The organism is Anaerosolibacter carboniphilus, from assembly GCF_014205875.1.
Classification (GTDB): Bacteria; Bacillota; Clostridia; order Peptostreptococcales; family Thermotaleaceae; genus Anaerosolibacter; species Anaerosolibacter carboniphilus.
Genome location: NZ_JACHEN010000013.1, coordinates 95,020 through 109,786, shown reverse-complemented (window position 1 = coordinate 109,786; position 14,767 = coordinate 95,020). Strand labels below are relative to the sequence as shown.

The following is a 14,767-nucleotide window of genomic DNA, read 5'->3' as shown; positions in this document are numbered from 1 at the left end:
TCTCTTGTAAAATGAAAGGGTATATAGAACATGTCCATAGCCTCACTCCTAACGGGTGAGGCTATTCATGTATTTACGGAAAATAGATATTAGGAATGGGAGATGAAAGGTGGGGGGACAATGAAAAAGAAAATAGCATATATCTGTTTATTAGTAATTGCAATTCTATTGGGAAGTTTTTATTTTATTCAAAATTTTTATTTTGTGTCAAAGTCTGCATCTACAGTGCCCACCGTACCAAAGCTCATTATATATCATGATCAAAATGTGAAAGAGCTTACAGATCGTAGCGAAGCGGTGAAAATATGGGGAGAAAATCAGAATATTTATGTTGCCCTTGACTTATTACAAGAAGAGTTGGGTATCCATGTGGATTATGACCCCGCAATAAAGGTAGGCACCATTACCACGAAGGAAAAGATAATTCGTTTCTATGAAGAAAAAGGGCAAGTAAAGATAAATCATAGAGTTATTGCGGATGTTTTACCTATGATCATTGAAAATGATAAACCCTATGTACCTATCCAGAGTATCGAAGAATATATTGGTATAAGAAGCAACTGGATTGAAGGGCGAAATACCATTGTCCTAATAAGCCTAGAAGAAGATATTCATAAGGGAGAAGTGATAGAGGATCAACTAAGGGTACGAAAAGAAAACAGACTGCTATCTCCGGTGATTGATATTTTAAGTCTGGGGGAAAAACTGCAGCTGATGGAAGACAATGGAGAATGGACCCTAGTGGTTACTGAAAATGGACAGGTTGGTTATGTTGACAGTGATGCCATTGAAAAGATTGAGATTGAAGAAGGCATCGGGGTAGAACAGAATGGACCCATCTGGAAACCAGAAAAAGGGAAAATTTTCTTAACTTGGGATCATATCCATAACAAAAACCCTGATACTGCAAAGATTGGTCCCATGGAAGGGGTGAATGTGATTTCACCTACATGGGTCAGCATCGTAGATGGAAAGGGAACGATCAGGCATAAAATCGATGGAAGTTATATTCAGTGGGCCAAGGCGCGAGGATATAAAGTTTGGGCGCTGGTGAATAATTCCTTTGATCCTGACTTAACCAACACGATTTTAAACAATCCTCTTATCAGGGAAAGAATTATCGACGAATTAGTAGGATTAGCAGTAGATTATGATTTGGATGGAATCAATATAGATTTTGAAAATGTCTACATGAAAGACCGGGATAAACTCACCCAGTTTGCCCGGGAAATAACACCTATGCTTCATGAAAAAGATGTGGTCGTTTCTATAGATGTTACAATAAAGAGCACGACAGAAAATTGGTCTCTATGTTATGATCGAAAGGCTCTAGGCGAAATTGTAGACTACATGGCTGTGATGACCTATGATGAGCACTGGTCTACCAGCCCGGTGAGTGGTTCTGTTGCATCCATTGGTTGGGTTGAGAAAGGTATGCTTGGGATCATGGAAGAGGTTCCAGCAGAAAAGCTGCTTTTGGGAGTTCCATTCTACACGAGAATCTGGACGGAATCCCCCTCTTCTGATGATCCAAACAAAATCTTGGTGAAATCGAAATCAGTAGGTATGGAAACCGTAAATGAAATATTGAAGAATCCATCTATTCAAAAGGAATGGAAGGATGAAGCAGGACAGTACTATGTAAGCTATGAAAAGGATGGAAAGCTTCAAAAAATATGGATTGAAGACAGTCGTTCTCTTCAACTGAAAGCAGAATTGGTAGGGAAATATGATTTTGCAGGGATTGCAGCCTGGAGAAGAGGCTTCGAGAGCCCAGAAATTTGGAATGCAATCAACAAAACGATAAATGCTATAGAATAAATAACACTATAAAAAAGAGTCCAAGTGATTGGTCTCTTTTTTGTTGTTCTTCAAGTATAGTTGAGAAAAAAATGAAAATAATAAATAAATGTATGGAAAAAGTATAAAAATGGAAAAAATATTGGATAAATCCAAAATGTAGTAGCAACTTTTCGAACAGATATAGGAGGAAGACCAAAATGATCTATCATCAAGATACATATCTTGTTGTAATAGGCGGAGCAGAAGATAAGACGGCAGACAAAGTGATTTTAAAAAAACTTGTCTCTCTCACGAAGAAAAAAGATCCTAAATTTGTTGTCATGACAACTGCAACGGAAAAACCAAGAGAGGCAGGGCAGCAGTATATCAAGGTATTTAAAACGCTAGGTGTTGAGAGAACAACTGTATTAAATATAGAAAATCGAGAAGATGCCAACAGGGAAGAAATTTTAAAGGAAATGATGGAAGGGAACTGCATTTTTTTTACTGGTGGAGATCAATTAAGAATATCCAGCATCCTCGGAGGAACCAGAGTGCATGACCTTCTGCATAAATGTGTAGGGGAAGGAAAGGTAATCGCAGGAACCAGTGCTGGAGCTTCTATGATGAGTGAGATTATGGTGGTAGAGGGAATCGATGGGGAAGCCCCCAGTCGCTGCACCATCAAAATGGCTCCAGGCATGGGACTCATGGAGGGGGTCATTATCGATCAACATTTTAACCAAAGGGGAAGGATTGGCAGACTTCTCTCGGCCATTGCCCAAAATCCCCATTCACTAGGGATTGGAATTGATGAAAATACAGCCATTGTCGTAAATGATCAGAATGTATTTGAGGTGCTGGGATCAGGTGTTGTGACGATTATAGATGGTAGGGATATCGCCTTTACCAACACATGCGAGCAGTACCCAAACGAGCCCCTGGCTATTACCAATGTTCGAATGCATGTATTGCCAACAAACTATGGCTATCATCTTATATCCAAAACGCCTATTATACCGAATAAATCGAATAAAAAGGCTCAAGATCAATCACAGGAGGAATCAAAATGAAGGTTGTAAATCTAAGAGTATTAAGAGGTAGGAATGTATACAGTCATAATCCAGTCATCAAACTTACTGTGGATTTAGAAGAACTTTATGATACGCCAACCTCAGAAATTCCTATGTTTAATGACAACTTAATCGCGTTGATTCCAGGATTAAAAGAGCACAAATGTTCAGAAGGCTATAAAGGCGGTTTTGTAGCACGATTAAAGAGAGGCACGTACTTGGCCCATGTGATGGAACACACAGCCCTTGAAATACAAAATATGTTGGGATATAGCATTCGTTATGGTAAAGCAAGATGGGACAGCGGAGAGTCTATCTATAATGTCATTTATGGATATACCAATGAGATTGCAGCTGTAGAGGCGGGACTCATGGCCTTTGATATTTTAAATCATTTAATCAAAGGAGAGACCATTCATATTGGTGAAAGACTGGACATGATTCGAAAGAAAGCTGCTGAACTAGAGCTAGGGCCCAGCACAAAAGCCATCGAAGTGGAAGCGAGAAAGGCAGGCATTCCGATTATCCGTATCGGTAAGGATAGTATTCTTCAGTTAGGGTATGGTGTATATCAACGAAGAATTCAAGCAACACTGACAGATCAGGCAAGCTGCATTGCTGTAGACATATCCTGTGATAAATGGATGACCAACGAATTGTTAAGGCAAAATGGTATTGCCGTACCAGAGGGAAGGATTGCTAAAAATAAATTTGAAGCTGTAGAGATGGCAAATGAGATTGGGTATCCTGTGGTGGTAAAACCCTTCAATGGGAATCAAGGAAAGGGTGTATCTTTAAATTTGAACTGTGATGAAGAGGTAATTGCTGCCTATGAGGCGGTGGAAAAATATACTACCGATGCCTTGATAGAAAATTATATAAAAGGTAAGCATTATCGTGTACTGGTAGTGAAAGATCGAGTAATTGCTGCTTCGGAAAGAATTCCAGCCCATGCTGTTGGAAATGGAAAGAATACCATAAAGGAATTGATTGAAATAGAAAACAAAAACCCTTTACGAGGAGAGGGACATGAGAAACCATTAACAAAGATACAAATCGATGAAGTTATGTTGCTCCTTTTGCGGAAGAACCATCTTACTTTAGAAGATATACCTGAAGAGGGACAGGTGGTATATTTGAGAGAGAATGACAATTTGAGCACAGGGGGAATTGCTGTCGATGTGACAGATCAGGTGCACGAAGATATCAAAAAAATCTGCATTAGAGCTGCTGATGTTATTGGCTTGGATGTGGCAGGGATTGACGTGACAACAACAGATATTTCCTGTCCTCTAAGTGATACCGGGGGAGCAATTATCGAAGTCAATGCAGCCCCAGGAATCAGAATGCATCATTATCCATCATCAGGAACGCCTAGAAATGTAGCAAAGGAGATTATATCATCGCTATTCCCAAAAGAGAAAGACTATTCCATTCCTATTGTGGCTGTAACGGGAACCAATGGGAAGACAACGACCACAAGAATGGTAACGAGAATTTTGAAAGAGGCAGGTCACTATGTAGGTATGACGACAACCAGCGGCATTTACGTCGGGGATGAATGTATTCTCAAGGGTGATACTACAGGTCCAACCAGTGCGAAGACAATACTGATGAACAAGCATGTTACAGCTGCCGTATTGGAGACTGCTAGAGGTGGCATTGTCAATAGAGGATTGGGATATGACCTGGCGGATGTGGGGATTATTACAAATATCACCGATGATCACCTGGGGTTGGATGGCATTGAAACCCTTGAAGATTTGGCCCATGCAAAGTCTTTGGTGATTGAAGCTGTAAAAGATACTGGTTATGCAGTCATCAATGCCGATGATGAGTATTGCTTATCTGTTAGGGATCGTGCCTATGGCAATCTTATACTGTTTTCTAAGGATCACAAAAACAATTATGTGGTGAAACACATCAAAGATGGTGGAAGAGTGGTTTATATCAAGGACCAAATCATTTATATGGCCACAGATAAGGAACAGATTCCCGTAGTGAACATCGAAAATATTCCAGCCACCCTAGGAGGGGCTCTCAGCCACAATGTTGAAAATAGTCTGGCTGCTGTTGCTGCTGCTTGGGGCCTGGGAATTGATAAGGACATTATCAATCGCGCCCTAGTAAGCTTTAAATGCGATGAAAAAGAGAATCCAGGAAGATTTAATATGTATGATGTGGCTGATTTTAGAGTGATTGTGGATTATGGTCATAATTTTGATGGATACAAAAAAGTTATCGAAGGGCTGCAGAAAATCAAAATTAATCGCCTCATTGGTGTCATTGGTGTTCCAGGAGATCGACTGGACACAAGCATCCATGAAGTAGGTATTCTATCAGGACAAAGTTTCGATTATATATTCATCAAGGAAGACAGAGACCGAAGAGGTAGAGAAGAGGGAGAAGTGGCAAACCGATTGATGGAAGGCTGCTTAAAGGGTGGCATTGATCCAAGGAAAATGGAAATTGAATTATTAGAGGAAGTAGCGCTGAGAAAAGCCATGGAAATTGCAACTGCTGGAGATATTGTGATCGTATTCTATGAGGATCGGGATAAGGTCATGGAGGCAATGAATGAATTTAATAATCAGAAACAAAGAGTACTTCATCAGGAAAAAATAGTATTGTAGACGATTGAAGAATACTCCGCCCTTCTATACAGCACATATAAAACTGTAAAGATTGTCGGAGTTTTTTCATATATTTATATATAGGAAATTATAGTTTTCAATTTTCTAGATATGGGGAGTTGTTAAGAGGGTCTCCCTCTTATGTTCAATAATTGGAGGGTCACAGCGAAGCGTCATAGGGCGAGTGGCATCACGAATAAGTGATGCCGTGCTACGAGCGCCGCCGAGACGGTGAGGCGGCTGGGTGCAAAGCACCTATTAGTTCCCTGTGAAGAACAAAAGCATCACATTCTGTCTTTTTGCATGAAATGCTTTTGTTCTAGATAGAGTATATGGTTGGAAGAATGGAAAAGATAGGGGATTTGATTTTAAATAAAGGGGGGAATTTGATGTTGTCACCAAGTCTTGAGGATTATTTAGAGGAAATCTATCAATTATCCCAACAAAAGAAGGAAATCAGAGTACGTGACATTGCTGAAAAGTTGAATGTATCTTCACCTTCTGTGGTGAAGGCATTGAGAAAGCTAAACAAAGAGAATTACATTCATTATAAACGCTATGAAGGTATTCATATGACAGACGAAGGGAAGAAGCTCGGCAAGCTCTTGGTAAAAAGAAACAGTATCCTTCAAGAGTTTTTGTTTGTGATCAATAGCAATTGTGATACGGCAGCGGAGGCAGAAGCTATGGAGCATTACCTAAGCCCGCCAACCATAGCGGCTATTGAAAAGGTTGTGGATTTCATGCGTGGTGACAAAGATGTGATGGAGAGATTTTTAAAGTTTAGTGATTCAGAAAAGTCCCATCATTGGAGTGAAGAAATACATACATAAATAGACAGTTCAGCAAAGCGCTGAACTGTCTATTTATGTATGATCGTGAATAATCGAGCTAAAAATGGGTATCGTGAAAGGAGAAGTAGGGAAGTATAGGGTTAGAAGTTAGAGGTTTTTAAAGGGTTTTCATCCTCTAACGACGAACTTCTAACCTCTAACAAAATAAGAGGAGTAAATCTTTGAATTATGCAGTTATCAAGGGAAACAATTTACTTATAAGGAGTGTCCAAATATGAACTATAAAGAGCAATATGAAGCGTGGTTGAACAATGAATACTTTGATGAAGCAACAAGAGAAGAGTTAATGGCTATAAGAGAAGATGAAGAAGAGATAGAAGATCGATTCTATAGAAATCTAGAATTTGGTACAGCTGGACTCAGAGGAAAAGTTGGGGCTGGCACCAACCGTATGAACAAATATATTATTCGCCAGGCAACCCAGGGTTTGGCTGATTTCATTGTTGCAAAAGGTCAGGAATATATGGGCAGAGGGGTCGCTATCGCCTATGATGTTCGACATTTTTCTAGGGAATTTGCAAAGGAAGCCGCCTTAGTATTGGCTGGAAATGGCATCAAAGCCTATTTATTTGAGGATATTAGGCCTACACCAGAGCTGTCCTATACAGTAAGACGTTTGCAGGCAGCTGGAGGCATTGTTGTAACAGCCAGTCACAACCCAAGGGAGTATAATGGATACAAGGTCTATTGGGAGGAAGGTGCCCAAATTCTATCTGATATTGCTGTGGCGGTGGAGAAAAATATTGAAAGCATAAAAGATTTTTCAAAAATAAAGATGATAGATGAACAGACGGCCTTAAAACAGGGATTATTAAATATTCTGGGACAGGAAATAGATGATGAGTACCTGGGTAAGGTGGAGAGCTTGGCTTTAAGGGACGACATCAATAAAGAGATTAAGCTGGTATATACACCGTTAAATGGCACTGGTAATATCCCTGTTAGAAGAGTCCTTAAGGAGAGAGGGTTTAAAAATGTATGGGTGGTTCCTGAACAAGAAAAACCTGACCCAGATTTTTCAACGGTAGGATATCCAAATCCCGAAGATACAAAGGCCTTTGCCTATGCAGAGAAATTAGGAAAATCCATGGATGCAGAGATGGTCTTTGCCACAGATCCAGATTGTGACCGTGTGGCATGTATGGTGAAGGGGAAAAATGGAGACTATGTTCCCCTAAACGGCAACCAGACCGGAGCTATATTGATTGAATATATCCTCTCCTCCTTGAGAGAGAAGGGAAAACTCACAGGAAACGGCTATATTGTGAAATCTATTGTCACGGGAGATTTAGGAAAAGCCATAGCGCAATCCTATGGAATTGAGACTTTTGAGACCTTAACAGGCTTTAAAAATATTTGCGGGAAAGTCAATGAGATGGAAAAAAAATGTGATCATCCTTTCCTTTTTGGTTATGAAGAAAGTATTGGTTATGTAGCGGGTACCTTTGTGAGAGATAAAGATGGCGTTATTGCTTCCATGCTGCTCTGTGAAGCTGCAGCCTACTATTCGTTCCAAGGGAAAAGTCTGCTGGATGTTCTGGAAGAACTTTATCATACACATGGATACCACATGGAGAAGCTGATTTCATTAACCCTTGAAGGTATGGAAGGGCAGCAGCGGATTGGACGCATGATGAAGGAATATCGAAAGAATTTTCCGATGCAAATGGGAGACAATGATTTAATGCAATATATCGATTATGAAAAAGGGATTCGTTTTGATGTAGTGAATCAGAAGGAGACGTCTGGGAGCATACCAGTTTCCGATGTGCTTAGGTACTTCTTTGAGGATGGATCGTGGTATGCAGTACGCCCATCGGGTACAGAGCCAAAAATCAAGATTTATATCTATACAAAAGGGAGGAGCAGAGAGGAAGCGCAAAAGAAAATAACAGTTTTTGAAAAGACAATTATGGGTCTGCTAAACGATGTAGAGTAAATTCATCACAAAGCATGATACCGCATATATATAAATCTTATGAATAAGGATGGAATTTATAGTATAATAAATAGTGGCGATCATTTCATATATAAAGCTTTAGGGGTTGAGAGCATTGGAAGAAAATAAATCTAACATTCTTATTCATGGAAAAGTATGTGTAAAGCATGGAAATGAAAGGATATTTATTCCGAAAAAAAGTATTATTATGTTTGTGAAAAATGGGAGAAAAACAGATATTCATACCATGGAGGGTATCTACAGTATTCATGATAGTTTGAATAACGTAGAAAAGAAGTTGGATAATAGACACTTTTTCCGATCCCATCAATCTTTCATCATTAACTTAATGATGATCAAAAAAATTGTAAATACTGAGCTGGAAACCTATGTGGTAATGGAGCATACGGAAGAGAAAGCTCAGATCACCAAGCAGAATGAAAAAAAACTTTATGAATTAATAGAGGTTTTTTAATGTAATAAGCAAAAAAAAATCATAAATAATATGGAAAACAACAGCAATTTGCGATGTAACCGATGAAATATGCAAGTCTATAGCAAATTCATAATCTGTTTGCTATAATTAATAATGTAAAATTCAATTTTAATCATGATATAGGTGCCTTGTAAAAGGATAATAGGGAAATTCGGTGGAAAACCGATGCAGCCCCCGCTACTGTAAGCGAATACGAAACCTCATGATGTCACTTGGTAACAGGGAAGACGAGGGAGTAGGAAAAAACGCGAGCCAGGAAACCTGCCTATATTTACGTCATAGCCTTCGGAGGGAAGGAGTATCGATGTGTCCATTCTATAAACAGATTTGACATATGGAGACCTAGCCTTAAGGCTAGGTCGTTTATTTTGAATTGAATACTATTTTAGACGGATAGGAGGAAGTGGAGTGAAAAAGAAGTTGCATGTTTTACTTAGTGCGGTATTCTCTTTTTTAATGATCTTGTTAGCACCAGAGGAAGTTTTCGCAATGCATATTATGGAAGGCTTTTTACCACCTATATGGGCAGCCATTTGGTTTATTGTGTCAATTCCTGTGTTACTTTACGGGATTAGATCCATAAAAAAATTAACTGATGAAAATCCAAACATAAAAATGTTATTGGCTTTATGCGGTGCATTTGCCTTTGTGCTTTCAGCCATGAAATTACCCTCTGTGACAGGGAGCTCTTCTCACCCTACAGGAGTTGGATTGGGGGCTATTCTTTTCGGACCTGGTGCCACAAGTATCTTAGGATTGATTGTACTGCTCTTCCAAGCCATTTTATTGGCTCACGGAGGTCTTTCTACCTTAGGTGCCAATGTGTTTTCCATGGGGATAGCCGGACCAGTTGTTTCATATTTGATATTTAAAACTTTGAATAAATCTGGAACATCAAAGGGGATAAGCGTATTTTTGGCTGCTGCTCTAGGGAATCTGACAACATATGTTGTCACCTCCATTCAGTTGGGATTGGCTTTCCCAGGGGAGGTAGGGGTGATGACAGCGATGTTGAAGTTTCTAGGTATCTTTGCAGTCACACAAGTTCCTTTAGCTATTAGTGAAGGTTTATTGACAGTTGTAATATACAATCTACTGACGAAATACAATGAAAAAGAATTAAACGAATTATCGCTCATTAGGGAGGTGAAATAATGACAATGACCAAAAAAAATATGATTTTAATTTTGTTGGTGATTATCATTACGATTATACCTTTGCTTATGATTAAAGACTCAGAATTTGGTGGAGCGGATGGTGCTGCAGAAGAAATGATTACGGAGATTCAACCTAATTATGAGCCCTGGTTCAACAGCATATGGGAGCCACCAGGTGGGGAAACTGAAAGCCTGTTATTTGCATTACAAGCTGCCCTAGGCGCAGGCATCATTGCATATTATTTCGGATATCAGAAGGGAAAGAGTGAAGTCAAAAAGGTGAAAAATGTATGATTTCTATTGATCAGTATGCTTACATCAATTCTCTAAGAAGAGTACATCCTTTAGAAAAATTCATACTATCTGTGGCTACCTTGTTTGTATGTTTATTTAGCGCATCTTGGTTATTACATGTAAGTGTAATAGCCTTTATGTCTTTTTTGATTGTAGGATTTGGACATATTCCACTAAAGAATTATGCTAGATATCTCTCTTTACCTCTACTGTTTCTAATTGTGGGTATATTAGGTGTGATTTTTACGATCACAAGGGAACCATTGAACTTTCTTTATCATATACAGTTGGGATCATGGATGATTGGTATGACAAAGGCAGGATTAGATCAAGGAAGGATACTTTTTCTTCGCTCCTATGCATCGGTGATATGCTTATATTTCCTTGCCCTAACGACACCCATGACAGATATCATATGGGTACTAAAAAAATTAAGAGTACCTGCTATTATTACAGAACTCATGATCATGATCTACAGGTTTATTTTTGTTTTACTTGAAACCGCATCGATGATGTATATTTCTCAAGAGTGTAGGTTGGGATATGGATCCCTTAGAAACAGTTACAATTCCTTGGGACAATTGGCTGCGAACCTTTTTATCAAAGCATTTCATCGATCTCAAGAAACCTTCAGAGCCTTGGCAGCCAGGGGCTATACAGGGGATATCAGTGTGCTAGAGGATGAATATTATGGATCAAAAAGAAACATCCTTGCCATTGTCGGTATTGAAATAATATTTATAGCCCTTAACCTAGTTGGATAGTTGAAGAATAAAGGAGTTGTTCCCGTGGAATATATTATAGAAACAAAGGACTTGGAGTTTTCCTATCCCGATGGTACCCAAGCCCTAAAAAAGCTATCCATAGCTTTGGAAAAAGGAAAGAAGATCGCAATTATTGGACCGAATGGTGCTGGAAAGACCACATTGTTTTTAAATCTAAATGGTGTCTATACGCCCCATAGGGGACAAGTGTGGTATCAAGGCGAGACGATGAACTATAGTAAAAAGGAAATTTTTGAGATGAGAAAAAATATTGGTATTGTTTTTCAAGATGCCAATGTACAGTTATTTTCGGCCAACGTTTTTCAAGAGGTTTCTTTTGGGCCTATGAATCTGGGGCTACCCAAGGATGAGGTAAGAAAAAAGGTAGAGGAAGCTTTAATAAAAACGGATCTAATCCACCTAAGAGACAAGCCAATTCATTTTCTAAGTGGAGGTCAAAAAAAGAGGGTATCTATTGCAGATATTCTGGCCATGGATCCGGAGGTGATTTTTTTGGATGAGCCAACAGCGTTTATTGATCCTAAAACCAGCAATGAATTAATGTTATTCTTTGATCAATTGAATCAAGAGAGAAAAACCATTGTCCTTTCCACCCATGATATGGATAAGGTATATCCTTGGGCAGACTATATTTTTGTGATGGTGGATGGCAGGATTATTGGAGAAGGGGTTCCTCAGGAACTTTTCAGAGATAGAGAGCTGTTGGAGGAGGCTGGTTTGGAGAAGCCTTGGATCATTGAGGCCTATGAAGAGCTCATCAAAAATAAGCCATATCTGGCGCAAGAGGAAGTCCCAAGGACAAAAGAAGCGCTGTTTAAATTAATGCTGAAGTAAAAAAGTGCTGTATGAAAATGTGTTGAAATTATATATAAAATCATGAAAGACACAGTTGTAGAGAAATACGTCGCAAAGATAACGGTTGGACAGGGTCGTCCAACCCTACAAAACCACAGAAAATCATGTTTCTGTAGGGAATGATGCCCCCATCGTTCCGAAAAAGATAGGGATTCAAAACCATGGAACAGAGGGCGCCGATCCCTACGAGATACTGTACACATTAGTAGGGGCGAACAGTGTTCGCCCGCAGACCACAGATATCAATCCAACTGTCATCCTGAACATCGTGAAGGATCTGTCTTTAGACATTTAGATGCTTCGCCGAGCTCAGCATGACATCACTACAATTTTAAATCAAACAAGCTATCTAAAGTATAAAAATAAAGAAGTCTTCTTCGAAAATTTCGAAGAAGACTTCTTTATTTCTCTTGCTGCCAATAGACGCGAGGATAGGCCAAACGAATATTTTTTTCCTTGAAAACCTTGAGGATATGTTCATAGGCCCGGTTCCGAACAGCCCATTGATATGCTGGAGTTACAACACCAGTAATAATATACTTGGCACCGCCGTACTTCCCATCGATGGACATGACGCCATAAACGCTGAATTCGGAATAATTGACAGAACCAATTTTATAAATCTTGTCATCGTGCTGCTGATTGATATGCAGGCAAATCTCTTCTAGGGTCTCTATGACCATTTGATGATCCTCTTCGAAAGGTATAATAATTTCCAATATTACTCGCGCCATTTCCTTATAGTAATTTTTGAGGGTTTTAATTTCACCATTAGGGATGTAGACCTTTTTCATGGACCATTCGCGGATGGCCGTAGAACGCAAACCGATTTCTTCAACAGTACCTAAAAACTGTTCATTGATGCTAACAAAATCCCCTACCTTCATTTGTCGTTCAAACAAAATGAAAAAACCATTGATAATATCCTTAATAAAGCTCTGAGCACCAAGGCCCGCAATGAGGGTGATGATCCCTGCGCCTGTCATTACAGTGGATTTTTTAATAAGACCAAACTGACTAAGTATACTTAAGATTGCTAGGGTCAAAATAAAGTAGGCAGATACAGAATCTATAAGACTTTTTATTGTTTTTTCCCGTTGCTCATTAAAATTTGTGAGCTGAATTAGTTTCTCTGTAAATACCATAACCAGTTTGATTAATACAAAAGAAATAATCAAGATCATAAGGGAGGTAATAAAAGATTTAATATTTATTTCTAATATAATACTTTTAATAAAATCTGAATCCATTCACAGACCTCCTTATAATCTATGGGATAAGAAATATTTTTTGCAATTCGAGTGAAGGGTATTCAAAGGAAAAAAATATACAATAAAAAAAGCAGTAAATATGTGCGTTTGAAAGACATGTGTTTATGAAATGAATACAAAAAAGGCGATAAAGATATCGATTTCTACAATTATATAAATGAATTTATACATAAAATTATTGATATATAGAGGCTCAGATATTGCAATTCTATGGTTTGCTATGCTACAATATCAAATAGACTTAATATTTAAAAAAATGTAACAAATCTGTGAAAAATAATTAATAAAAGGGAGGAGGAATAAGAATTTTTACTTATCGCAATAAAAATAAAGGGGGAGCAAGAATGAAAAAAATGGGTAAGAAATTAAGTTTTGTCACAGCAATGATGCTTGTTGTTTTACTTGTGTTTGCTGGGTGTGCTAAGCCAGCAGAACCAGCAGGCGGAAATAGTGCTGCAGGGGAAGATGTGATTAAGATCGGTGTTTTTGAACCATTGACAGGCGCCAATGCAGCGGGCGGAGCCATTGAATTAGAGGGTGTAGAGCTTGCGAATGCATTATATCCTGAAGTTTTGGGCAAAAAAGTAGAGTTAGTAGTTGTAGACAACAAGTCTGATAAAGTGGAGGCTGCTAATGCAGCATCTAGACTGATTGACAAGGATAAGGTATCTGCAATCATTGGAAGCTGGGGAAGCTCTTTATCCATGGCGGCTGGAGATTCAGTGAAAAATGCCCAGATTCCTGCAGTAGGTGCTTCTTGTACAAATCCATTGGTTACGTTGAACAATGATTATTATTTCAGAGTATGCTTTATCGATCCATTCCAAGGGACAGTTATGGCAAACTATGCTATTAATAAGCTTGGTGCAAAGAAAGCTGCCATCATCCAAGAGGTATCCTCAGATTACTCTGTAGGCTTAGCTAAATTTTTTACAGACGCATTTAAGGATTTAACTGGTGACGAAAATGCCATCGTAGGCAGCGCTAGCTATAGTACAGGCGACCAAGATTTTACAGCCCAATTAACCAATATCAAAGCATTGAATCCAGATGTAATCTTTGCTCCAGGTAACTTTACAGAATCAGCAATTTTGATTAAGCAAGCAAGAGAGTTAGGAATCACTACACCGATTCTTGGTGGCGACACTTGGGAGACACCAGAATTTATTGATATTGGTAAAGAAGCTGTGGAAGGGACTGTATTCTCAACATTCTTTACTTCAGAAGTACCAATTACAAAGAAATCTGAAGAATTCCTAAAGGCATATAGAGAAAAATATAATCAAGAGCCAGCTTCTGTTACTGCTTTAGGCTTTGATGCATACTTAGTGATCCTTGATGCCATTGAGAGAGCAGGTTCTGCAGATCCTGTAGCGATTAGAGATGCTTTAGCACAAACAAAGGACTATATGGGTGCAGCAGGTATCATTACCCTTGACGAAAACGGCGATGCAGTAAAGAGTGCTGTCATCAAAGTTGTAAAAGATGGCAAGTTTACATATCTTGATACCATTGAGCCTGTGAAATAAAGATTTCATTTTAGAGGAGAATCCTTGAGGAAGAATTCTCCTCTAATTTATTTTTGTCGAAATTCACGAACCTGCCTAACACCTAAATAATATGATGTA

Annotated in this window: 13 protein-coding genes and 1 riboswitch; of the genes, 12 read left to right on the top strand and 1 reads right to left on the bottom strand. The window is 38.8% G+C overall.

What is annotated here, in order from left to right; translation table 11 throughout:
- The first annotated feature begins 120 nt into the window (after nt 1-120).
- The 11 genes from HNQ80_RS11665 (at nt 121) to HNQ80_RS11615 (ending at nt 12,163) form a co-directional block, all read left to right on the top strand.
- The gene (locus HNQ80_RS11665) at nt 121-1,821 is read left to right on the top strand and encodes a glycosyl hydrolase family 18 protein (protein ID WP_184310831.1); all 1,701 of its coding nucleotides are present in this window, start codon (nt 121-123) and stop codon (nt 1,819-1,821) included.
- Between the two features lie 179 nt (nt 1,822-2,000).
- Complete coding sequence (locus HNQ80_RS11660) at nt 2,001-2,855, top strand: cyanophycinase (protein ID WP_184310830.1); 855 nt, start codon at nt 2,001-2,003, stop codon at nt 2,853-2,855.
- Nucleotides 2,852-5,488: a cyanophycin synthetase gene (gene cphA, locus HNQ80_RS11655; RefSeq protein ID WP_184310829.1), complete on the top strand. Its 2,637-nt coding sequence runs from the start codon at nt 2,852-2,854 to the stop codon at nt 5,486-5,488. The genes HNQ80_RS11660 and cphA overlap by 4 nt, the downstream gene beginning before the upstream one ends.
- Nucleotides 5,489-5,877: 389 nt before the next feature.
- Nucleotides 5,878-6,321, top strand: coding sequence for a metal-dependent transcriptional regulator (locus HNQ80_RS11650; RefSeq protein ID WP_184310828.1), 444 nt, complete (start codon nt 5,878-5,880; stop codon nt 6,319-6,321).
- A 235-nt stretch (nt 6,322-6,556) separates the two neighbouring features.
- Nucleotides 6,557-8,281: a phospho-sugar mutase gene (locus tag HNQ80_RS11645; protein WP_184310827.1), complete on the top strand. Its 1,725-nt coding sequence runs from the start codon at nt 6,557-6,559 to the stop codon at nt 8,279-8,281.
- A gap of 115 nt (nt 8,282-8,396) precedes the next feature.
- Nucleotides 8,397-8,756 (top strand): LytR/AlgR family response regulator transcription factor, encoded by a 360-nt coding sequence (locus HNQ80_RS11640; protein ID WP_184310826.1) that lies wholly within the window; start codon nt 8,397-8,399, stop codon nt 8,754-8,756.
- A gap of 125 nt (nt 8,757-8,881) precedes the next feature.
- Nucleotides 8,882-9,060: riboswitch (cobalamin riboswitch) on the top strand.
- 125 nt (nt 9,061-9,185) lie between these two features.
- Nucleotides 9,186-9,932 carry an energy-coupling factor ABC transporter permease gene (locus HNQ80_RS11635; protein WP_330602844.1) on the top strand — a complete coding sequence of 249 codons (747 nt, stop codon included), beginning with the start codon at nt 9,186-9,188 and terminating at the stop codon, nt 9,930-9,932.
- On the top strand, nt 9,932-10,228 hold the full coding sequence (locus HNQ80_RS11630) for an energy-coupling factor ABC transporter substrate-binding protein (protein ID WP_184310825.1): 297 nt from the start codon (nt 9,932-9,934) through the stop codon (nt 10,226-10,228). Before HNQ80_RS11635 ends, HNQ80_RS11630 begins: the two co-directional genes overlap by 1 nt.
- The gene (gene cbiQ / locus HNQ80_RS11625) at nt 10,225-10,992 is read left to right on the top strand and encodes a cobalt ECF transporter T component CbiQ (protein ID WP_184310824.1); all 768 of its coding nucleotides are present in this window, start codon (nt 10,225-10,227) and stop codon (nt 10,990-10,992) included. The genes HNQ80_RS11630 and cbiQ overlap by 4 nt, the downstream gene beginning before the upstream one ends.
- Before the next feature lie 24 nt (nt 10,993-11,016).
- Entirely contained in the window at nt 11,017-11,847 is an 831-nt protein-coding gene (locus HNQ80_RS11620) for an energy-coupling factor ABC transporter ATP-binding protein (RefSeq protein ID WP_330602843.1), read from the top strand.
- Nucleotides 11,848-11,932: 85 nt separating this feature from the next.
- A complete protein-coding gene (locus HNQ80_RS11615) occupies nt 11,933-12,163 on the top strand; it encodes a hypothetical protein (protein WP_184310822.1) in 231 nt (76 codons plus the stop codon).
- 106 nt (nt 12,164-12,269) lie between these two features.
- Here the strand turns inward: HNQ80_RS11615 and HNQ80_RS11610 are convergent, their stop codons facing one another.
- A complete protein-coding gene (locus HNQ80_RS11610) occupies nt 12,270-13,118 on the bottom strand; it encodes a mechanosensitive ion channel family protein (protein WP_184310821.1) in 849 nt (282 codons plus the stop codon).
- Nucleotides 13,119-13,483: 365 nt separating this feature from the next.
- Between HNQ80_RS11610 and HNQ80_RS11605 the strand changes: the two genes are divergently transcribed.
- The gene (locus HNQ80_RS11605) at nt 13,484-14,668 is read left to right on the top strand and encodes an ABC transporter substrate-binding protein (protein ID WP_330602842.1); all 1,185 of its coding nucleotides are present in this window, start codon (nt 13,484-13,486) and stop codon (nt 14,666-14,668) included.
- Nucleotides 14,669-14,767: the final 99 nt, after the last annotated feature.